General features: G+C 70.3%; 18 protein-coding genes. 13 read left to right on the top strand and 5 right to left on the bottom strand.

Features of this window, described 5'->3' with window-relative positions:
* Positions 1–2: 2 nt before the first annotated feature.
* The 7 genes from pucL (at position 3) to AC5RUW_RS02045 (ending at position 9,687) form a co-directional block, all read left to right on the top strand.
* Complete coding sequence (pucL, locus tag AC5RUW_RS02075; RefSeq protein WP_494159165.1) at positions 3–908, top strand: factor-independent urate hydroxylase; 906 nt, start codon at positions 3–5, stop codon at positions 906–908.
* Positions 909–955: 47 nt separating this feature from the next.
* Positions 956–2,599, top strand: a complete 1,644-nt coding sequence (locus tag AC5RUW_RS02070; RefSeq protein ID WP_494159164.1) for a nucleobase:cation symporter-2 family protein — start codon at positions 956–958, stop codon at positions 2,597–2,599.
* Entirely contained in the window at positions 2,596–4,023 is a 1,428-nt protein-coding gene (locus AC5RUW_RS02065) for a DUF6986 family protein (RefSeq protein ID WP_494159163.1), read from the top strand. Before AC5RUW_RS02070 ends, AC5RUW_RS02065 begins: the two co-directional genes overlap by 4 nt.
* Positions 4,024–4,102: 79 nt before the next feature.
* Positions 4,103–4,927 carry a bifunctional allantoicase/(S)-ureidoglycine aminohydrolase gene (locus AC5RUW_RS02060; RefSeq protein WP_494159162.1) on the top strand — a complete coding sequence of 275 codons (825 nt, stop codon included), beginning with the start codon at positions 4,103–4,105 and terminating at the stop codon, positions 4,925–4,927.
* 8 nt (positions 4,928–4,935) lie between these two features.
* Positions 4,936–6,381, top strand: coding sequence for an allantoinase AllB (gene allB / locus AC5RUW_RS02055; RefSeq protein WP_494159161.1), 1,446 nt, complete (start codon positions 4,936–4,938; stop codon positions 6,379–6,381).
* A 132-nt stretch (positions 6,382–6,513) separates the two neighbouring features.
* Positions 6,514–7,359 carry an HpcH/HpaI aldolase/citrate lyase family protein gene (locus tag AC5RUW_RS02050; RefSeq protein WP_494006176.1) on the top strand — a complete coding sequence of 282 codons (846 nt, stop codon included), beginning with the start codon at positions 6,514–6,516 and terminating at the stop codon, positions 7,357–7,359.
* 513 nt (positions 7,360–7,872) lie between these two features.
* Positions 7,873–9,687 carry an HNH endonuclease signature motif containing protein gene (locus AC5RUW_RS02045; RefSeq protein WP_494159160.1) on the top strand — a complete coding sequence of 605 codons (1,815 nt, stop codon included), beginning with the start codon at positions 7,873–7,875 and terminating at the stop codon, positions 9,685–9,687.
* A gap of 211 nt (positions 9,688–9,898) precedes the next feature.
* On the opposite strand, the gene AC5RUW_RS02040 is transcribed toward AC5RUW_RS02045, so the two are convergent.
* The 3 genes from AC5RUW_RS02040 to AC5RUW_RS02030 all read right to left on the bottom strand — a co-directional run bounded on the left by AC5RUW_RS02040 (position 9,899) and on the right by AC5RUW_RS02030 (position 11,990).
* Positions 9,899–10,477 (bottom strand): dienelactone hydrolase family protein, encoded by a 579-nt coding sequence (locus AC5RUW_RS02040; protein ID WP_494159545.1) that lies wholly within the window; start codon positions 10,475–10,477, stop codon positions 9,899–9,901.
* Between the two features lie 277 nt (positions 10,478–10,754).
* Positions 10,755–11,222: a ribonuclease E activity regulator RraA gene (gene rraA / locus AC5RUW_RS02035; RefSeq protein ID WP_494159159.1), complete on the bottom strand. Its 468-nt coding sequence runs from the start codon at positions 11,220–11,222 to the stop codon at positions 10,755–10,757.
* A 198-nt stretch (positions 11,223–11,420) separates the two neighbouring features.
* Positions 11,421–11,990: a TetR/AcrR family transcriptional regulator gene (locus tag AC5RUW_RS02030; RefSeq protein WP_494006172.1), complete on the bottom strand. Its 570-nt coding sequence runs from the start codon at positions 11,988–11,990 to the stop codon at positions 11,421–11,423.
* Between the two features lie 156 nt (positions 11,991–12,146).
* Between AC5RUW_RS02030 and AC5RUW_RS02025 the strand changes: the two genes are divergently transcribed.
* Positions 12,147–13,670, top strand: coding sequence for an MFS transporter (locus tag AC5RUW_RS02025; RefSeq protein ID WP_494159158.1), 1,524 nt, complete (start codon positions 12,147–12,149; stop codon positions 13,668–13,670).
* Between the two features lie 260 nt (positions 13,671–13,930).
* On the opposite strand, the gene AC5RUW_RS02020 is transcribed toward AC5RUW_RS02025, so the two are convergent.
* On the bottom strand, positions 13,931–14,488 hold the full coding sequence (locus AC5RUW_RS02020; RefSeq protein ID WP_494159157.1) for a universal stress protein: 558 nt from the start codon (positions 14,486–14,488) through the stop codon (positions 13,931–13,933).
* A 327-nt stretch (positions 14,489–14,815) separates the two neighbouring features.
* On the opposite strand from AC5RUW_RS02020, the gene AC5RUW_RS02015 reads away from it, so the two are divergent.
* Together AC5RUW_RS02015 and AC5RUW_RS02010 are read left to right on the top strand one after the other, a co-directional pair.
* Positions 14,816–16,021: a multidrug effflux MFS transporter gene (locus AC5RUW_RS02015; protein WP_494159156.1), complete on the top strand. Its 1,206-nt coding sequence runs from the start codon at positions 14,816–14,818 to the stop codon at positions 16,019–16,021.
* Positions 16,022–16,296: 275 nt separating this feature from the next.
* Positions 16,297–17,205 (top strand): SDR family oxidoreductase, encoded by a 909-nt coding sequence (locus tag AC5RUW_RS02010; RefSeq protein WP_494159155.1) that lies wholly within the window; start codon positions 16,297–16,299, stop codon positions 17,203–17,205.
* Between the two features lie 455 nt (positions 17,206–17,660).
* Here AC5RUW_RS02010 and AC5RUW_RS02005 read toward each other — a convergent pair whose 3' ends face one another.
* Positions 17,661–18,818 carry a TIGR04086 family membrane protein gene (locus AC5RUW_RS02005; RefSeq protein WP_494159154.1) on the bottom strand — a complete coding sequence of 386 codons (1,158 nt, stop codon included), beginning with the start codon at positions 18,816–18,818 and terminating at the stop codon, positions 17,661–17,663.
* A gap of 159 nt (positions 18,819–18,977) precedes the next feature.
* Between AC5RUW_RS02005 and AC5RUW_RS02000 the strand changes: the two genes are divergently transcribed.
* The 3 genes from AC5RUW_RS02000 to AC5RUW_RS01990 are packed head-to-tail and all read left to right on the top strand — an operon-like array spanning position 18,978 to position 20,325.
* Entirely contained in the window at positions 18,978–19,478 is a 501-nt protein-coding gene (locus AC5RUW_RS02000) for a DUF456 domain-containing protein (RefSeq protein ID WP_494159153.1), read from the top strand.
* Positions 19,439–20,005, top strand: a complete 567-nt coding sequence (locus AC5RUW_RS01995; RefSeq protein WP_494159152.1) for a DMT family transporter — start codon at positions 19,439–19,441, stop codon at positions 20,003–20,005. Before AC5RUW_RS02000 ends, AC5RUW_RS01995 begins: the two co-directional genes overlap by 40 nt.
* A complete protein-coding gene (locus AC5RUW_RS01990) occupies positions 20,005–20,325 on the top strand; it encodes a DMT family transporter (protein WP_494159151.1) in 321 nt (106 codons plus the stop codon). Before AC5RUW_RS01995 ends, AC5RUW_RS01990 begins: the two co-directional genes overlap by 1 nt.
* Positions 20,326–20,478: the final 153 nt, after the last annotated feature.

Raw genomic sequence — 20,478 nt, 5'->3', positions numbered from 1 at the left:
CCATGACCGCAACAGAACAGGCGCCCACCGCGCGCATCGTGCTCGGCGCCAACCAGTACGGCAAGGCCGAGGTCCGGCTGGTCAAGGTCACCCGGGACACGGCCCGGCACGCCATCGAGGACCTCAGCGTGACCTCCCAGCTGCACGGCGACTTCACCGCCGCGCACACCGAGGGCGACAACTCCCACGTCGTGGCCACCGACACGCAGAAGAACACCATCTACGCCTTCGCCCGCGACGGCGTCGGCTCGCCGGAGCAGTTCCTGCTGCGCCTGGCGGACCACTTCACCGGCGGCTTCGACTGGGTCACCGGCGGACGCTGGGCCGCCGAGCAGTACGCCTGGAACCGGATTGACGACCACGACCATGCGTTCGCGAAGGACAAGTCGGAGGTCCGCACCGCGGTGCTGCTCGCCGAGGGCGGGGAACGGAGCCTGGTGGCCGGGCTGCAGGGGCTGACCGTGCTGAAGTCCACCGGATCCGAATTCCACGGCTTCCCGCGGGACCGGTACACCACCCTGGCCGAGACCACCGACCGGATCCTTGCCACCGACGTCACCGCCCGCTGGCGGTACAACCGCACCGACCTGGACTTCAACGCCCTGTACGCCTCGGTGCGGGCCCTGCTGCTCGCCGGGTTCGCCAATACCCACTCGCTGGCCCTGCAGCAGACCATGTTCGAGATGGGCCGACGGGTCCTCGAGGCGCATCCGGAGATCGACGAGGTCCGGCTCTCGCTGCCGAACAACCACCACTTCCTGGTGGACCTGGCCCCGTTCGGCCTGGACAACCCCAATGAGGTGTTCTTTGCCGCGGACCGGCCGTACGGCCTGATCGAGGCGGCCGTGCAGCGCGACGGGGACGCCGCCCCGGCGCCGGTGTGGAACACCATTGCGGGGTTCTGCTGATGCCGCGCCGGTCCGACGGCGATCCCCAGGCGGGCGCGGGGGCCCGCATGAGCAGCCGCGGCTCAGGACGGGGCCGCGCCCGCAGCGCCGGGTCGACGGCGCCGGAGGATGAGCGCCTGCCGCTGGGCAGCACCTTCGCCTACGGCCTGCAGCATGTGCTGACGATGTACGGCGGGATCATTGCCCCGCCGCTGATCATCGGCACCGCGGCCGGCATGTCCGGCGCCGAGATCGGCATGCTGGTGGCCGCATGCCTGTTCGTCGGCGGCGCCGCGACCCTGCTGCAGACCCTGGGCCTTCCGTTCTTCGGGTCGAAGCTGCCGCTGGTGCAGGGTGTCTCCTTCGCCGGCGTCGCGACGATGACCGCCATCCTGGACGGCGACGGCGGCATCCAGTCGGTGTTTGGCGCCGTCATGGCCGCCTCCGTGGTCGGCCTGCTGATCACGCCCATCTTCGCCAAGGTGATCCGTTTCTTCCCGCCGGTGGTCAACGGCGTCGTGATCACCGTCATCGGCCTGTCACTGATGCCCGTCGCCGCGAACTGGGCGATGGGCGGTGACGCCGCCGCACCGGACCACGGTTCCATGGGCAATATCGGGCTGGCTGCGCTGACCCTGCTGGTGGTGCTGCTGCTCAGCAAGGTGGGCAGCGGCACCATCTCCCGGCTGTCCATCCTGCTCGCGATCGTCGTCGGGACCGTCGTCGCGTTCGTCATCGGCAAGGCGGACTTCTCCGGCGTGGGGGAGGGGGACATTTTCGCCCTGCCCACGCCGTTCGCGTTCGGGCCGCCGACCTTCGAGATTGCGGCGATCATCTCCATGCTCATCGTCATCCTGGTGACGCTGACCGAGACCACCGCCGACATCCTCGCCGTGGGTGAGATCACGGGCAGCAAGGTCTCCTCCAAGCGCATCGCCAACGGGCTGCGGGCGGACATGCTCTCCAGCGCCCTGTCTCCGGTGTTCAACTCCTTCACCCAGAGCGCGTTCGCGCAGAACGTGGGCCTGGTGGCCATCACCGGTGTGAAGAGCCGGTTCGTGGTCAGTGCCGGCGGCGCGATCCTGGTGGTCCTGGGCCTGCTGCCCGTCCTGGGCCGGATCATGGCCGCGGTGCCGACGCCGGTGCTCGGCGGGGCCGGCATCGTGCTGTTCGGCACGGTCGCGGCCAGCGGCATCCGCACCCTGGCCAAGGTCGACTACCGCAACAACATGAACCTCATCATCGTGGCGGTCTCGCTGGGCGTGGGCATGGTGCCGATCGCCGCTCCCACGTTCTACGAGCACTTCCCGAGCTGGTTCGGCACCATCTTTGACTCCAGCATCAGTTCCGCCGCCGTGGTCGCCATCCTGATGAACATCCTGTTCAACCATGTGAAGGCGGGCAACCCGGAGAACCCCTCGGTCTTCGCCGCCACCGACCGGGCCATCGATCCCGCACGGATCGCGTGCCTGCAGGAAGGCGACCATGTGGCGGACGGGCGGCTGCTCGACGCCGACGGGCACGAACTCGCCGTGGTCCCCGGGGAACCGGCGGCTGACGCGCCGGCTGGAGACGCCGCCGGAACGGGCGACGCCGGGGCTGGCGCCGCCGGTGCTGCCGGGACGGGGCCGGCGGCAGAGCCGGGCGACGTCGGGACAGGCGACGCCGCGGCGCCCGCCGGATCCACTGAGGCAGGGAGGCGGCAGCCATGACCGTATTCACCGACGCAGACCGGGCCGAGCTGGAGGCCATGCTCGCCGATACCGACAAACTGCTGGCCACGGCCTACCCGGGAGATCCGGGCACCCGGCAGCCGGTCCACACCGTGTACGTTCCGGCGAACCGGTTTACCCCCGACCTGCCGGCCGTGTGGGGGGCCGAGGCGCTCGACGCCGCGGCCCGGCAGGGCGGGCTCGCCCGGCTGGCCGCGGATCTCGGTTTGGACGGGACCGCGGGGTCCGGGACCGGTTCCGGGGCCGGGGCCAGTTCCGGGGCCGGGGAAGCGGAGGCCGTCGCCGCGCTGGTGCAGGCCAAGCTGGAATCCGAACCCATCGAGGACCTGCGCCTGGACTTCGAAGACGGCTACGGCACCCCGGACGACGGGACGGAGGACGCCGACGCGCGCGCTGCGGCGGCCGCCGTCGTCCGCGCCCGGGAAGCGGGCACCGCCCCTCCGTTCATCGGCATCCGGTTCAAGAGCTTCGAAGCGGCCACCCGCACCCGCGGCCTGCGCACCCTGGACCTGTTCCTGGCCGGGCTGCTCGAGGGCGGGGACCTGCCGGACGGGCTGGTGCTGACCCTGCCCAAAGTGTCCACGGCCGCGCAGGTGACGGCGATGGCCTGGGCGTGCGCCCGGCTCGAGGAACGCCACGGGCTGCCGGCCGGACGGCTGCGGTTCGAGGTGCAGGTGGAGACCCCGCAGCTGATCCTGGGCCCGGACGGCACGGTGCCGGTCGCGGCGTTGCTGCACGCCGCGGACGGACGGATTTCCGGGCTGCACTACGGCACCTACGACTACAGCGACGCGCTGCAGATCGCGCCGGCGTGGCAGGCGATGGACCATCCCGGCGCGGACTACGCCAAGGCCGTCATGCAGGTGGCCGCCGCCGGCACCGGCGTCCGGCTCTCCGACGGGTCCACCAACATCCTGCCGCTCGGCACGGACGAGGAGGTGCTCGCCGCCTGGCGGCTGCACGCCCGGCTGGTCCGTCGGTCCCTGGAACGCGGCTACTACCAGGGCTGGGACCTGCATGCCGCGCAGCTGCCCACCCGCTACCTGGCCACCTATGCGTTCTACCGGGATGGCGTCCCCGCTGCCGTCCGCCGCCTGGAGAACTACCTGTCCGAGACCGGCAGCGGAGTCCTGGACGAGCCGGCCACCGCGCGGGCGCTGGCCCGGTTCGTGGACCGGGCGCTCGCCTGCGGGGCGGTCACCGAAGCCGAGGCCCTGGCCCCGGCCGGGCTGGACCGGGCGCAGCTGGCCCGACTTGCCCGCGCCCGGGCTGCAGGTGCCGCGGGTTCCTCCGCTGACGACGGCGGTTCCGGGCCTGCCGTGCCGGACGGGGCAGGAGCCGGGACCGGCAGGCCCGCTGCCGACGTCGGGTATGCCGCTGACGCCGGGCCGCCGTCGCCCTGAATCCTGCCGCCCTTCCCTGAATCCGCACTGACGACCATCCGAGCATCGAACCGCTCCATCTGATCAAGAGGTCCTTTTCGTGAACACTCCCTTCTATTACGACCCGACCGCCGGCCACCCGCCGCAGACCGAGCTGCTCACCGGGCGCGCCGTCGTCACCGAGGCGTACACCGTGATTCCGCGCGGCGTGCTGCGCGACATTGTGGTCAGCGAGCTGCCGGGCTGGTCCGACACCCGCACCTGGATCCTGAACCGGCCGGTCTCCGGGGGCGCGACGACGTTCGCCCAGTACCTGCTGGAGGTCAGCCAGGGCGGCGGGTCGAAGACGCCGGAGCCGCAGCCCGGCGTCGAGAGCTTCCTGTTCGTGCTGTCCGGCGGGCTGGAGCTGAGCATTGACGGCGAAGAGCATGTGCTCGGTCCCGGCGGATTCGCGTACGTGCCGCCGGGCGCGGTGTGGCAGGTGGTGAACCGGCTGCCCGCGCCGGCCAAGTTCCAGTGGATCCGCAAGGCCTGGGAGCCGCTGGCCGGGTACACGCCGCGCGCCGTCGTCGGCAATGAACGGGACATCACCCCGAATCCGATGCCGGGCACCGACAACAAGTGGCGCACCACCCGGATGATTCCGGTGGACGACCTGGCGTACGACATGCACGTCAACATCGTCACGTTCGAGCCGGGCGCGGTGATTCCGTTCGCCGAAACGCACGTGATGGAGCACGGGCTGTACGTGCTGGAGGGCAAAGCCGTGTACCGGCTGAACCAGGACTGGGTGGAGGTGGAGGCGGGGGACTACCTGTCGCTGCGCGCGTTCTGCCCGCAGGCATGCTATGCCGGCGGGCCGGGGAACTTCCGCTACCTGCTGTACAAAGACGTCAACCGGCAGATCATGCTGGGGACGCCGTGAAAGACGGCATGAGTTTCGACCTGGTGATCCGCGGCCGGGCCGTGCTGCCCGGCGCCGGGACCGTTCCGGCCGAGGTGGGCGTGTCCGGCGGGGTGATTGCCGCCGTCGAGCCGCTGGGGGCCGGGCTCGACGGCGCGCGGGTGCTGGAGCTGGCCGGTGACGAGACGCTGCTGCCGGGCCTGGTGGACACGCACGTGCACGTCAACGAGCCCGGCCGCACCGAGTGGGAGGGGTTCGCGTCCGCGACCCGGGCTGCGGCGGCCGGCGGGGTGACCACCCTGATCGACATGCCGCTGAACAGCATTCCGCCCACGGTGTCGGTGCCGGCGCTGCGGGCCAAGCAGGAGGTGGCCGCACCGCAGGCGTTCGTGGATGTCGGGTTCTGGGGCGGAGCGGTCCCCGGCAACACCGGGGAGCTGGCGTCGCTGCATGAAGCCGGGGTGTTCGGGTTCAAGTGCTTCCTGGTGCATTCGGGCGTGGACGAGTTTCCGCACCTGGACGCGGAGGAGCTGGAGCGGGACCTCGCCGAGCTGGCCCGGCTGGGTGCGCTGATGATCGTGCACGCCGAGGATCCGGCCGTGCTCGACGCCGCGCCCGCCGCGGCGGGCAGCCGCTACGCCGGGTTCCTGGCGTCCCGGCCGCCGGAGGCGGAGGAGCGGGCCATCGCGCTGGTGCTCGAGGCCGCGCGGCGCACGGGAGCGCGGGTGCACATCCTGCACCTGTCCGACGCCGGAGCGCTGCCGATGATCGCGGCGGCCCGCGCTGAAGGGGTGCCGGTGACGGTGGAGACCTGCCCGCACTACCTCACGCTGGCCGCCGAGCAGATTCCGGACGGAGCCACCGCGTTCAAGTGCTGCCCGCCGATCCGGGAGGAAGGCAACCGGGAGCGGCTCTGGCAGGGGCTGCTGGATGGAACCATCGACTGCATTGTGTCCGACCATTCGCCCAGCACGGCCGACCTGAAGGACCTGGAGAACGGGGACTTCGGAGTTGCGTGGGGCGGAGTGGCGTCGCTGCAGCTGGGCCTGCCGCTGATCTGGTCGGAGGCGCGGGAGCGCGGGATCGCGATCGAGCAGGTGGTGGAGTGGATGTCGGTGCGGCCGGCTGCGCTCGCCGGGCTGGCGTCGAAGGGCGCCATTGAGCCCGGCCGGGATGCGGACTTTGCGGTGTTCGCGCCGGAGGAGGCGTTCGTCGTCGACCCGTTGCTGCTGCACCACCGCAATCCGGTCACTCCCTACGCGGGGGCGAAGCTGCACGGGCGGGTGCGGCGGACGGTGCTGCGCGGCGTCGAGCTGGCCGGGATCGGTGTTGGCGGTGAAGGTGCCGGTGGTGAAGGCGGCGGTGCTGGTGCCGGTGTTGGGGGTGGAGGCGGCGTTGGGGGTGGAGTCGGCGGGGCTGGGGCCAAACCTGGGACCGCGCCGCGGGGACGGCTGCTGCGACGGGGCGAGGCATGAGGGAATCCGGGACGGCGGCGGACCGCCGGGAGGGCGATGGCGGGCGGCGTCGGAATCGATGCGTTGTAATGCTCGCCACTGTCGCTGCTCCCCATTGGAATACCCCCGACGCAGGAAAGTAAGGTCGTACCTATGGCCCCATTCCGAAACACGCGTGCCGCCGCGCTGCCCGCCAAGCTCTCCCGTTCCTGGCTGCTTGCCTCGGCTGCCGATGAAGCCAACTTCGGCCCGGCGCTGGCCTCCGAAGCGGACTCGGTGGTCTTTGACATGGAGGATGCGGTTCCTGCGGACGGCAAGGCCGAAGCGCGGGAACGCGTGGTGGAGGCGCTGTCCACCGGCATGACCGCCTGGGTGCGCGTCAACGGCATCGAGACCGATTACTGGGCTGACGACCTGGCCGCGCTGTCCAAGGCGCCCGGCCTGCGCGGCGTCATGCTGGCCATGACCGAGAAGCCCGAGCAGGTCACCCACACCGCCATGCGGCTGCAGGCCGGCACTCCGGTGCTGGCGCTGGTCGAGTCGGCACTCGGCATCGAAAACGCCACCGCGATTGCGTCCGCTCCGGGCACCTTCCGGCTCGCGTTCGGCGTTGGCGACTTCCGCCGCGACACCGGCGCCTCCGACGATCCGATGGCGCTGGCGTACGCCCGCTCCAAGCTTGTGGTCGCCTCCCGGGTGGGCCAGCTGCCGGGCCCGATCGACGGGCCGACGCCGGGTGCGCTGGGCGAGCCGCTGCTGGAGGCCTGCAAGGTCACGCAGTCGATGGGCATGACCGGCAAGCTCTGCCTGATGCCTGAGGCGGCGGACACCATCAACGTCGGGCTGTCGCCGAGCGCGTCGGAAATCGCCTGGGCGCACGAGCTGCTGGAAGCGCATGCTGCCGGGGCTGTCGTCGGCGACGGGTCCTACCTGCCACGCCTGGCGCGCGCGCAGAAGATCTCCTCGCTGGCCGATTCGTACGGTCTCTGGAACGCGTAGGTCCTGGGACGGATTCTTCGGCGCTTTTGCTGAGCTTTGCTGAGCCGCAGTGCCGCCTCTCCGAGCGTTCATGCAGCGCTTCCTGTCTGAGCTTTCCGCGCTGAGCTTTCTCACAGAGCCGCAGTGCCGCCTTTGGCGGGCTGCGGCTCTGCTGTTTCGAGCGTAGGGAGTGGGGCGTTGGGAGTGGGCGGCGTCCCGATCCCGGCACTGGTGCGGGTGCCGAGGGCCTGGCTGTACCAGCCTCGCCTTGCCTCGGCGGTGCGGGTTCGGCGGTCTTCTGTCGGGCCTCAGGCGCCGGTTTGAGCAGTGACGGGAACGTAGGTAACCGGCGCGAAAAGTCCCGTAATTGCGCGAATCCCCAGACCCCTTTTGGGGCCCGAAAGTGTCAGAGGCCACTGGAAGACTTAAGGCATGACCAAGCGGGGAAGCAGCCGGACGGACAAGGAACAGGCAGTCCTTTTTGGTGCCTCAGCCCTGTCCGCAGACGCTTCGCCCCTGGCTGGTTCCGGGCCCTTGCCGCCCGCTTCCAACGCTCCGAACCCCGACGCCGTCTCTGCCGTGTTCCGGGCCTGGCCGGACGACGTCGATGGAGAGGCCGACGGCACGAGCGGCGGCGTCCGTGCGGTCGGAGCAGCCGGCGGCAGCGACTGCAGTGACGGCGCGGGCACGCCGGACGGACTGTCGGGAGAGCTGTCCCTGTACGGGCCGGAGAGCCTGGATTCCACCGAAGCTGTGGCGACCTTGGAGCGTCTGAACGTGCTGAACGCCTGGGTACAGGCGCAGCAGGCGCTGGTGGTCGCCCGCGTGGAGGAGCTGATGGCGCGTGCTGCCGAGGTCGAGCGGCTTCCGGAGAAGGACCGTCCGAGCAGCGCGTTCGATCTGGCGGCGGCGGAAGTCGGTTCGGTGCTTCAGGTGCCGCACGTGACAGCGCAGCGGGTGGTGGCGGAGTCCGGCCTGCTGGTGCGCCAGCTGCCCTCGACCTTGGCACGGTTGTCGTCCGGCCGGATCACCTATTCCCACGCGCGGGTGGTCCTCGATGAGATACGTTTCGTGCCCGCTGAAGACGCCAAGGGCTTCGAAGCCGAGGTGCTGGATGCCGTCAAGGATCGGACGGCGGCGCAGCTGGCCCGCAAGGTGAGGGTCATGCGGGAGCGCCGATATCCGGAAACCGTTCCGGAGCGCCACGGGGACGCCTTGTCCAAGCGGCGCGTGTGGCTGGAGCCCGCCCCTGACGGGATGGCCTCGCTGACTGCCCTTCTGGCGGCCGAGAAAGCCCAGGCCATGTTCAACACCTTGACCACGGCCGCACGGGCGCGGCGGCGGGCGGGTGATCATCGGACCCAGGACCAGCTGCGTGCCGACCTGTTTGCTGCCTCCGTCCTGGGCCGCCGGCCTGCTGCGGAACCATCCGGCGGCGTGGGCGGGGAGGGCGCTGGCGGCCTTGCGCCCGCAGGGCCGGATATGGGCGGCAAAGGCGGCCCGCAGGCTGGTGCGAGCCGGGGCAGGGCTGCCCGGGGTGCTCGTGGCGGCGGTCCAAACAGCGGCGGGAGTGCAGGCACCGGGGCTGACAGCGGCGGCGCAGGTGCGGGCAGGGCGGCTGGCGGCGGCGGTCCGAACAGCGGCGGTCCGAACACCGGTGGTCCGAACACCGGCGGGAGTGCAGGCACCGGGGCTGACAGCGGCGGCGCAGGTGCGGGCAGGGCAGCTGACTCGGGCGAGTGGGCCGACAAAGCCGATTGGACTGACGACCCGGAAGACCTGCCGGGGATGCGTACCGAGCTGATGGTCATCATCAGTGCCGAGACGCTTCTGGGCGCTGACGACCGGCCCGCTGAACTTAGTGGCTACGGACCGATCAGCGCTGATGCCGCCCGGCGGCTCATCCGGACCGTCAGGCACTGGACGGGTTTGGTGCAGGACTCCGCTACGGGGGAGATTCTGGCCGTGGGTCGGCGCCGCAAGGTTCCGGCCGGGCTGGCCCGGTGGTTGCAGGCTCGTGATGGAACCTGTCGTTTTCCGGGCTGCAGCGTCAACGCCGTTCGGGCGGGCATGGAGATTGACCATACGGTGCCGTGGTCACACGGTGGAGCGACCGAACACGGAAACCTCGAGTACCTCTGCCCGAAGCATCACCGGCTGAAAAGTCAGGGTTTCTGGAAGGCCAGGCAGAACCAGCCCGGCGACCTGGAGTGGCTCTCTCCTCTGGCCCGCCGTTACGGCAGCGAACCTCAGCTCAAGCTGAAACCACCTCCTACAACGGATTCAGGGCGAGAGCCCGCTGCTCTGCCAAGCGGCTCCGGGAACGAGGACATCCCGCCGCCGTTCTAAGTGCTCCGGGTGTGGTTCTGGGCCGCGCGCCTCTTGGGGAATCACACACCCAACCCTGGTCTGAGGATGGCCAGAGTTCAGTGGCGACCTCAAACCGTCCGGGGACCTTCCCCCGGAAGCCGAGGACTTCCAGTTCGCGGCGCGCGCCGCTGGCATACCGGCCGATGAAGCTCGGAACCTCCAACCTCCGCGGCCCCATGGACCGCAACGATCAGGTCGACGCGTCCGCCCGCGCAAGCAGGGCCAGCACCCGTGCGGTCAGAGCGTGGGCGGCCTCGGCGTCGTAATCGGGTGAACTGATGTCCGCGAAGAAGTGGCCGCTGCCCGGGTACAGCACCAGTTCTCCGTCCGGTGCCGTCTCCACCAGGTTGCGGGCGGCGTCGAGGTCACCCTCGTCGACGAACACCGGGTCCTCGGCCATGGCGTGGACCTGCAGCGGAACAGCAGCAGGCCATGTGTCGGCGTAGGCGCCCGGCGGCAGGCACGAGCTGACCAGGACGGCTCCCCGAGCACCGGCCCGGGTCTGTGCCAGGCGCTGCGCCGGCATCACGCCGAGCGAAAAGCCGATGTACACCAGGTCCGGAGGCAACCGGTCGGCCAACCGCACCCCCAGTGATTCGAGCACATCGAAACCGATGTCCTGGGCATACTCCACACCCGCCTCCAGGCTGGAAAAGGTTCGGCCGTCATAGAAATCCGGCACGGTCACCATGTGGCCCGCATCCCGCAGCACATCGGCGAACGCGTCCACTCCTGCAGTGAGGCCCAGAGCATGATGAAACAGCAGCACATTGGCCAATGGGGTCCCCTTGAGGTCGAAGAGACGTTGGTTCTACCTCCCAGCCTCTCAGAACAGTGTCGGGCAGGGTCGGGGGCGGTGTCGGGTAGAGCCGAGCTGAGCAGTGTCGGGCGGGGCTGAGCTGAGCAGAGCCGGGCGGGGCTGAGCAGAGCAGTGTTGAGCAGGGCAGAACGGGGCGGGTCAGCGCCGGGCAGCGCCGGGCAGCGCCGGGCAGCGCCGGGCAGCGCTGAGCTGAGCAGAGCCGGGCAGGGCTGCGCGGAGCGCTGAGTCAGCGCTCGACCAGAATCCCGTCCTCGTCCGCCCACAGCATCGCCCCGGGCCGGAAGGCGACGCCCCCGAACTCCACCGGCACGTCGACCTCGCCCACTGACTCCTTGGCGCTCTTGCGCGGGTTGGACCCCAGCGCCTTGACCCCCATGGGCAGCTTCGCCAGGGCGGCACGGTCCCTGATGGGCCCGTGAATGACGACGCCGGCCCACCCGTTGGCGACGGCGGCCTCGCCGATCATGTCGCCCATCAGGGCGGTATTCATGGAGCTGGCGCCGTCGACCACCAGCACGGCACCCTCGCCCGGAGAGTTCAGGGTGGACTTCACGAGCCCGTTGTCCTCAAGGCAGCGGATGGTGCGGATCGGACCGGAAAAGCGGGTTCGCCCGCCGAGGTCCTGGAACTGGAGCGACACCGAGGCCAGAGCCTCGCCCTTCTCGTCATACAGGTCTGCTGTGCTGATATCCATGCCCTCCACTGTGGCAGAAATCACCCAGCGGCTGCTGCTGCGACGCGGGTGCGGACGGCATCTCGGCCCGTGGCGTTCACTCTGTGGCGTTAACCCACAGTGCCGTTAACCCCTGTGGCGTTCACCCGTTGGCGTTAACCCCTGTGGCGTTAACCCCCAGTGGCGTTTAACCCCCAGTGGCGTTAACCCCTGTGGCGTTCACCCCTTGGCGGCAGCGGCAGCCTGCGCCTTCAGCAGGTCTACGACCTGCAGCAGCTGCTGCACGGATGCCTCCGAGGACCGGTCCTTGTCCTGCGGCCACCCGCCGGGCAGGCCCTCGTTGTAGTAGAGCCCGTCGCCAAGGAGCACGATGGCCCGGGCAATGACCGGATCGCCGACCTCCTGGTGCACGAGGTCGTACCAGCTGCGGTGTATGCTGCGCAGCAGGTCCGATGCCGCCGGATCGTTGGCCTGCGCCAGACGCACCACTCCGATCAGTGCGCGGTCCAGCTCGCTGCCCACATAGACCGACTCGCGCACCAGATAGCGGGAGGGCCCGTCGGCGTCGGCCGCCATTTTCTGGAGGTCCAGGTCGGCGAGCTCGCGGAGCTTGGCAATCAGCCCCGCCGCCAGGGCTTCCTTGTTCTTGAAGTGGTACAGCAGTCCGCCCTTGGAGACTTCCGCCAGCGCGGTGACGGCGTCGAGGGTCGCTCCCCGGGGGCCTTCATTGATCAGCAGGTCCTCGTAGGCAGCGAGAATCCGCTCCCGGGCAGGTGTGGGCGAGGTCATGGAATTTAAGGTACGCCATCGATGCTGTACAGTCTAGACGGTACAGTAACGGTCCGGCCCCACGAGAGCGCCCGAAAACCGTTGCTGACTCTCCCCTTAATGGCACGTCAACAGGCGTGTCCGGAAGACATCACAGACGTGAGGAATGGAGGACTCGTGCTCGCGGTGCAGGAAGCTCCCCGGCTGCAGCAGCAGTCCGCCGGCAAGCGTGAATGGCTTGGCCTGGCGGTGCTCATGCTGGCGGTGCTGTTGGTTTCGGTGGACAACACGGTGCTCAGCTTTGCGGTGCCCGCCATCTCCCAGGCCCTGACGCCCACGGGCACCCAGCTGCTGTGGATCATTGACATCTATCCGCTGATCCTTGCCGGCCTGCTGATCCCCATGGGTTCGTTGGGTGACCGGATCGGTCGGCGCCGGATCCTGATGCTCGGCAGCGCCGGGTTCGGCCTGGTGTCCGTGGCGGCCGCGTTCTCTCCCACCGCGGAAGTGCTGGTGGGCGCCCGTGCCCTGCTCGGCTTCTTCGGCGCCATGCTCATGCCGGCCACCCTGTCGCTGATCCGCAACATGTTCGTCGATCCCTCCCAGCGCCGCATCGCCATCGCCATCTGGGCCGCCGGCTTCTCCGCCGGGGCCGCCCTGGGCCCGATTGTCGGCGGCGTGCTGCTCGAACACTTCTGGTGGGGCTCCGTGCTGCTGCTGGCCGTCCCTCTGCTCGTTCCGCTGCTGGCCTTCGGCATGATCCTGCTGCCGGAAAGCCGCGACCCGGAGCCGGGTCCGGTGGACCTGGTCAGCATCGGACTGATCATGGCCGCCATGTTCCCCGTGGTGCTCGGCATCAAGAACTTCTCCAGCTACGGACTGGGCCTCGAATCGCTGCTGCCGATCGCCGTCGGCGTCGTCTTCGGATTCCTCTTCGCCCGCCGCCAGCTGGCCCGCCGCTACCCGATGCTGGACGTGCGGCTGTTCCGCAACCCGGTGTTCACCGGCTCCATCACGGCGAACCTCCTCAGCCTGTTCGCCATGGTCGGCTTCATCTACTTCCTCTCCCAGCACCTTCAGCTGGTGCTCGGCATGAGCCCGCAGGAAGCCGGCGTCTTCATGCTGCCCGGCCTGCTGGTGACCATCGTCGCCGGCCTGGCGGTGGTGCGCCTGGTGCGGCACGTACGGCCGGTCTATGCCGTCGTCGGCGGCCTGCTGTTCAACGCCGCCGCGTACACGCTGGTGATGCTCACCGGACAGGAGTCGCTGCTCGGCCTGGCGGTGGCGTTCATGCTGCTCGGCGTCGGCGTCGGCGCGGCGGAAACGATCTCCAACGACCTGGTGCTCGCCAGTGTTCCGGCAGCCAAGGCCGGCGCGGCGTCGGCCATCAGCGAGACGGCATATGAGGTGGGCAGCGTGCTCGGCACCGCCATCCTCGGCACCATCCTCACCGCCTCCTACCGCTCCGGAGTGATGCTGCCCGACACGCTCAGCCCCGAGCAGCAGGCCGCCGCCGGCGAAACACTCGGCGGCGCCGTCGAAACCGCCCGGAACCTGCCGGCGGACGTCGCCGGGCCCCTGCTCGAGACGGCCAAGGCCGCGTTCGACTCCGGTGTCGTGGTCACCTCGGCCATCGGCGTCGCGGTGATGCTGTTCGCCGCGGTGCTCAGCGCCTTCCTGCTCCGCCGCGCCCGCAGCTAGCACGGCGCGGCGGAGCGCCGCTAGGGTTCGGCCCGGCGACGACGGCTGGCCGGGCGGCGACGGCGGCTGGCCGGCTCGCGGCGGCGCGACGACGGCGGGTGGCCGGCTCGCGGCGACGGCGACTGGCCGGCTCGCGGCATCGCGGCGACGGCGGCTGGCCGGGTCGCCGGTCGGTCGGGTGGCGGCCGGCTGGCGCCCTCCTGATCGCTTCGCCGCCCTCCTGGCCCCGCTCCGAGCGGGTGATAGAGGGGCTGCCCGGTTTAGTGCCTGACCCGGCGTCGACCGTGCACAATCAGTACCGGACAGCGGGCGTGGGAGGCCGCCGCGGTGCTGACCGAACCGAGCAGGAGGTCACTGATTCCGCTGCGCCCCTTGTTGCCCACCACCAGCATTTCGGCCTGGTCGGACGCTTCCACCAGCACTCTCGCGGCCTGTCCGCCGACCACGGTCTTGCGCACGCCCTGCGGTTCCGGCTCGCCGTAGACCTGTTCGACGCATTCCTCCAGCAGGCCGACAGCCTCGGCACCGGGAGAAAGCTCCGACGATGCCACCGGCACGGCCATCGCCACGGGATACTCCACCACCGTCAGGGCATGGACCGTGCATCCCAGTTTTCCGGCCAGCCGCCGGGCAGTGCGCAGCGCGACGATGGACAGCTTGGAGCCGTCGACGCCCACTACGATTTCCGGCAGCTGCCCCTCCTCGGGCAGCTGCTCCGTCAGCTCCGGTCCCGTCTGCCCCGACGCCGCGGAGGCATGCTGTCCGGCGGAAACGGGAACGCCGTGCGGCCCGGTGCTGTCTGGCTGTGCTGTCTTCACGTGTCTCCTCCGGTACGGTCACGCGCTGGCGGCCACAGGTGCCCGATGTCGTCCCAAAAGTCTGCGCTGTCACTTCCGCTTCGACCAGAGACGACGGCACTGCCGGGGTCTCCGAAGTCCTAAAGCGTTGGTGCACGGGTATATGGGTGCACGGGTATATGGGTGCACGGGTAGCGGTGAGCACGCCGTGGGTGCGTCGCCATGCAGGCACGCGAATGGGCGGAAGCGGGTGCGTGACCCGCGCGGCGGTGGCTGTTCAAGCGCGGGCAGACGGGCCCGGCCGTCATGATCCGAAACGGAGGAACCGGCGAGCATAGGATCAGGTCCATGCCTGCACCGCCCTTCGGCCGGCGCGCGGTTACGGCGCTGACGCCCGGACTCTTCCTGGCGCTGGCGCTGCTTTCCGCCACCGGCCCCTTCGCCACCGACCTCTACCTTCCCTCGTTTCCCGAGATCGGCCGCGACTTTTCCGCAGGCGCCACGGGGGTGCAGCTGACCCTGACTGCGTTCCTGCTTGGCATGGCCGCCGGACAGCTGTTCTTTGGCCCGGCCTCCGACAAGTACGGCCGGTACCGGCCGCTGCTGATCGGCTCGGCCGGTTTCGTGGCAGCTTCGGTGGCTGCCGCCCTGGCTCCCAACCTGGCGGTGCTGATTGGAGCCCGGCTGGTGCAGGGACTGTGCTCCTCCGCCGGAGTGGTGATCGCGCGGGCTGTCGTCTCGGACCTGACGCACGGGCCCCAGGCCGCACGGACCTTCAGCCTGCTCATGACCATCGGCGGCGTCGCCCCGGTGATCGCCCCCACCGTGGGCGGCCTGCTCGCCACAACCCTGGGCTGGCGCGGCGTGCTCTGGGTGCTGGCCGGCCTGGCCCTGCTGATGTTCGCCTGCGTGGTTTTCGTCCTGGGCGAGACCCGGCCGCCGGAGCAGCGCAGCAGCGGCTCGCCGTTTGCCGGCCTGCGGCAGGTGCTGCACAGCCGCCGTTTCCTTGGCTATGCCCTGCTGTTCGGCTCGACCTTCGGCGTGCTCATGGGCTACATCTCCGCATCGTCATTCATCTACCAGAACCTGATCGGCTTCACCGCGGCGCAGTACGGCTTCGCCTTCGGGCTGAACGCCCTTGGTCTGGTGACCACCGGCTACGTCTCCTCCCGCCTGGCGCGGAGGGTTCCGCCGCGGCGGACCGTCACCGTGGCCGTCCCCGTGCTGCTGGCAGCGTCCGCGACTGTGCTGGCCCTGGCGCTCTCGCCCGCACCTCCGCTGCTGCTGGCCGTGGCCATCTTCTGCGCCGTGGCGAGCATCGGCTTCATCATGGGCAATACGACAGCCCTGGCGCTCGCCGAGGTGCGTCATACCAGTGGCAGCGGCTCCGCCGTGCTCGGCGGAGGCCAGTTCCTTCTGGGCGCCCTGGTCTCACCGCTGACCGGACTCGCCGGCGAAAGCAGCGCCGTGCCGCTGGGCATCGTGATGACCTGCGCGGCGCTGCTGGCTGCCACGGCGCTGTTTGCCACCCGAGACCGGTCCGCCCGCACCTGACCGGGCCGCACGCCGGCTCCGAGATGCCGGACTGTCGGCGGCCGACGTCCTGCCACCGGGATCCACCCGGCTCGCCGCCCTGGCCCGCCCGGCGCAGCCCGGCGGCCGTCGTCCTGCCACCGGGATCCACCCGGCTCGCCGCCCGTCGTCGTGCCGCCCGGCGCAGCCCGCCGCCCGGGGCCGGACTTGAGCCGCCCGCCCGCCAAGGCGTAGGGTACTAAGCATACTTACAGTAGTAAGTGGCCCGAGAGGACATCTACCGAAAGGTGGCATGAATGACCAACGGCAACTCGACTGATCAGTACACGTTCCAGGATCCGGTGACCCGGTACCCGAAGATCGCTCCGCCGGAGCAGGACCAGTCCGAACCCGGTCTGGATAAGGACATGACTCCTCATGTCGACCACGGCGAGGACACCTACCGCGGCACCGGCCGACTCGAAGGCCGCAAGGCGCTGATCACCGGCGGCGACTCCGGCATCGGCGCGGCCGTGGCCATTGCGTTCGCCCGGGAAGGCGCCGACGTCGCGATCTCCTACCTCCCCGAGGAGGAACCGGACGCCCAGCACATCGCCGAGGTGATCGAAAAGTCCGGCCGCAAGGTGGTGAAGCTGCCCGGCGACATCAAGGACGCCGAGCACTGCGTCCAGCTGGTCGAGGACGCCGTCGCCGGTCTGGGCGGACTCGACATCCTGGTCAACAACGCCGGCAAGCAGGTCGCCGTCGACAACCTTGAGGACCTGTCCGACGAGCAGCTGGACCACACGTTCAAGACGAACATCTACTCGTTCTTCCGGATCACCAAGGCTGCGCTCAAGCACCTGAAGCCCGGCTCGAGCATCATCAACACCACCTCGATCCAGGCCTACATGCCCTCGGCCAACCTGCTGGATTACGCCAGCACCAAGGCGGCGATCAACAACTTCACCAAGGGCCTGGGCCAGCAGCTGGCACCCAAGGGCATCCGGGTGAACGCCGTCGCGCCCGGTCCGTTCTGGACTCCGCTGCAGCCGAGCGACGGCCAGAACAAGGAAGACCTGCCGGAGTTCGGCCAGAGCGTCCCGCTGGGCCGCGCGGGCCAGCCCACCGAGCTCGCCCCGGCGTACGTGTTCCTGGCATCGCCCGAATCCAGCTACGTGATCGGCGAAACGCTGAACGTCAACGGCGGCACCCCCAGCCCGTAGCGGGCGACGGCGGGCGGCTGGGCGGCCCGTGAGTCGCGGGTGTGGCGGGCACCCCCACCCCGCCTGTGCCGTGGAAGCCTGAAGGGCCGGCATTCCGGAAACGGAGTGCCGGCCCTTCGTGCGTGGGCGCTTGGATGGCCTGGATCCCTCCGGTTCGGATCCTGCCCCTCCACTTTGTCCGTTCTCTCCGTCTGGAACTGGAGGAAAAGGCGCAACGTGGAGGGGGCGGCGTCGAACTGGAGGGGGCGGCGTCGAACTGGAGGGGCACGTCCGGACGGTGGTGCTGGGGGGTGAAGGAGGAGCCGGAACATGGCTTCGGGGCTGCTGCGCAGTGGTGCGAGCAGCCCCGAAGCTTGGGCCGAGGCCCGAGGCCCGAGGCCCGAGGCCGGCGTCCGGCGTGGCTGGGCCCTAGCCCTCGGCACCGGCCACGCAGCCCCGAAGCGGCTTCCGCCGGGTCAGCGCCGGTTGTCGTCCACCGGGCCGAAGTCCGCCTTGTCGATCCGGCGGTGGTACCGCATGCCGGCCAGGCCGCCCAGCAGCGCGCCGACCAGCGCCACCGCCAGGGACAGGCCGACGGCCAGCCAGGTCATCGGATTGATCTCGTCAAAGGACTCCGGCAGCGGCGCGAGGGCGTTCGCCTGCGTCAGCGCGCTGATGTCATTGCCGAAGATCAGCCCCAGCACGATGACGACGGCGGAAATGATCAGCCCCCAGATCCACACCGCCAGGCCCTGCTTCAGGCCGTTGAAGCGGGCCATCCGCCCGGCGACGTAACCGCCGGCAAAGTAGGCGATCAGCAGCACCGCCAGCGCGATGATGACACCGGCAATGCCGGCGGACTGGTCGGTCCCCACCTGGTTCAGGGCCTGCCCCAGGTCGGCATTGTTGGACAGCCCGACGGCGGCCGCAATCGCCGCGGCGAGTGCCGAGAGCAGCACGAGCATCCCGGTGGCACTGAGCCAGCCGAAGAACGCCGCACCGAACTTCATGCCGCCGAAGGCCTCCTTCTCGCGCTGCAGCAGCGACTCCCGGTTGGGAGCGGCGACGGCGGCATCCCCGGCGTCCCGGCCTCCGGCACCGGTTGCCCGGCCGCCACGTCCGGTCCCGGCCCCGGCGCCCGCCCCTGCGGCTCCGCCGAGCACGGCTCCGGCCCGGCCCCCGCCGGAGCTGCGAGCGCCGTCGTCAGCCGCGGAACCGGCGTCGTCCCGGTAGCCGCCGTCGCGCGGATCCCGTTCGGCACTGATGGATGACGAGCGGTCCCCGTCGGCCTGGGGCATGGCCCGGGTCCGGTCCCGGTCGGAGATGCGCTCCGTGGGGGAGTCGGTGCTGCGGCGCTCCTGCGCCTCATCGGGCAGCCGCCGGGTGGCCCCGTCGTGCGAATCCTCTTCCTGGAACGCGCCGTAGTCGATGTCGGTGTAGCCGCCGTCCGTTGCCCCGGCGGGCACGTCGTTATCCGCGGCCCGCCGTCCCGTCGGCCGCCCGGCGTCCGCGGGTGGCTCCGCGACATGGGCGCCCGCTCCTTCCGTGGGCATGGCCTGCGTCGCGTCCGGGTCCGGGTTGCGGCCCCGCCGGTCCCCGCCGCTGTTCCGGCCTCCTGTGGCATCCGAGCTCATGGTGTCCTCCTTGGCAGTGTGCGGTGACTGTCTGGTAGTCAGCAAGCTTACTATTGACGGCGGTGAAAGGGGATGTTGGCCCCCGAGCGGCCTGGAAGTCGGACCCGTCAGGAAGCTGCTGCGGGAAAGGTGCGTCGCCGGTAATGCGAGACTGGGGAGATGGACGCCGACCTGATAGTGACCCTGGCCGCCGGAGTGCTGATCGCCGTCGGCGTGGCCGGCATCGTGGTTCCGGTGCTGCCGGGCAGCATCCTGATCCTGCTGGCCTTCCTCGGCTGGGCGATCGGAGTGAGCAGCGGCGCCGGCTGGTGGTCATTCGCCTTCGGGGCGCTGTTCGCACTCGCCGGGATGTCCGCCAGTGTGGTGCTCACCGGCCGGAAGCTGAAGCAGCGGCAGATCCCCAACCGCTCGGTGCTGGTCGGGCTCGTGGCCGGCGTCGTCGGCATGTTCGTCATCCCTGTGGTCGGCCTGGTGGTCGGCTTCGCGGGAGGGCTGCTCGCCAGCGAATTCGTGCGCCAGCGGAACCTGGGCGCGGCGGCGTCGTCGAGTTGGGCCGCCCTGAAAGCCACCGGCCTCGGCATGCTGGCGGAGCTCGCGCTCGCGTTGGCAGCCGGCACTGCGTGGATCATCGGCGTCTGGGTGCACTTCGCCACCCGCTGAGCCGTCGCCGCACCCACCACCCAAGGAGGAACCCCATCAAGGGCTGGATGATGCTCTGCGCCGCCGTCGCGGCCGAAGTGACCGGGTCCCTGACCCTGAAGGCGGCACTGGAGATGCCGGGCCTGTACGCGGTGACCGCAGGGGCTTACCTCACGGCGTTCATCATGCTTGCCGGTGCCCTGCGGCAGGGCATGCCGCTCGAGGCCGCCTACGGTTTCTGGGCGGCCAGCGGCGTCGCCCTCACGGCGGTGCTGTCCACCCTTATCTTCGATGAACCGATGACCTGGCTGATGGGCGCCGGCATCGTGCTGATCATGGCCGGCGTGCTGTGCGTCGAACTCGGCTCGCAGGCGGCAGCCGGCCGCGCCGAACCAGCCGCGAGCGGCAACCGGCGCGACGGCGGTGGGCGCGGCGGCGGCTCCGGGGGACACGACGGAGGCGGGGGCTCCGGCGTCTCCGGTGGACGCGACGGAGGCGACGCCTCTCACCGGGCCCCCGGGTCCGACCGGGCGGAAGGAGCGCACTGATGCAGTGGATCCTGCTCGCCGTCGCGATTCTCGCAGAGGTCGGTGCCACGCTGTCGCTGCGCGCCGCGACAGGCGGCTCCCGGCGCTGGTACATCGCCGTGGTCGCCGGCTATCTGGCCGCATTCAGCCTGCTCGCCGTCGTCCTGGCCCTGGGCATGCCCCTCGGCATCGCCTACGGACTGTGGGCGGCCGCCGGCGTCGCGCTGACAGCCGTGCTCAGCCGGGTGATCTTCAAGGAACCCTTCACCTGGGTGATGGGGCTCGGGGTGGCGCTGATCGTCGGCGGCGTGCTGCTCGTCGAGACCGGCGCGGCCCACTAACCGGCGGAGCCGCCCCGGCAAGGGTCCCAGCCCGCTGGCGCCCGGGACCGTCGACGTCGCGCTGCCGGTTTGGGCAGCTGCTGCCGGTACGCAATGGCAGCAAGTGCACAAACCGGCAGCGGAAGCCGGGCGGCACCGGCGCCCGACGCCGGC

It is taken from the genome of Arthrobacter sp. Y3222053 (assembly GCF_059092805.1).
The sequence above is the reverse complement of the archived record's forward strand: the minus strand, read 5'-3'. Positions and strand labels throughout refer to the sequence as shown.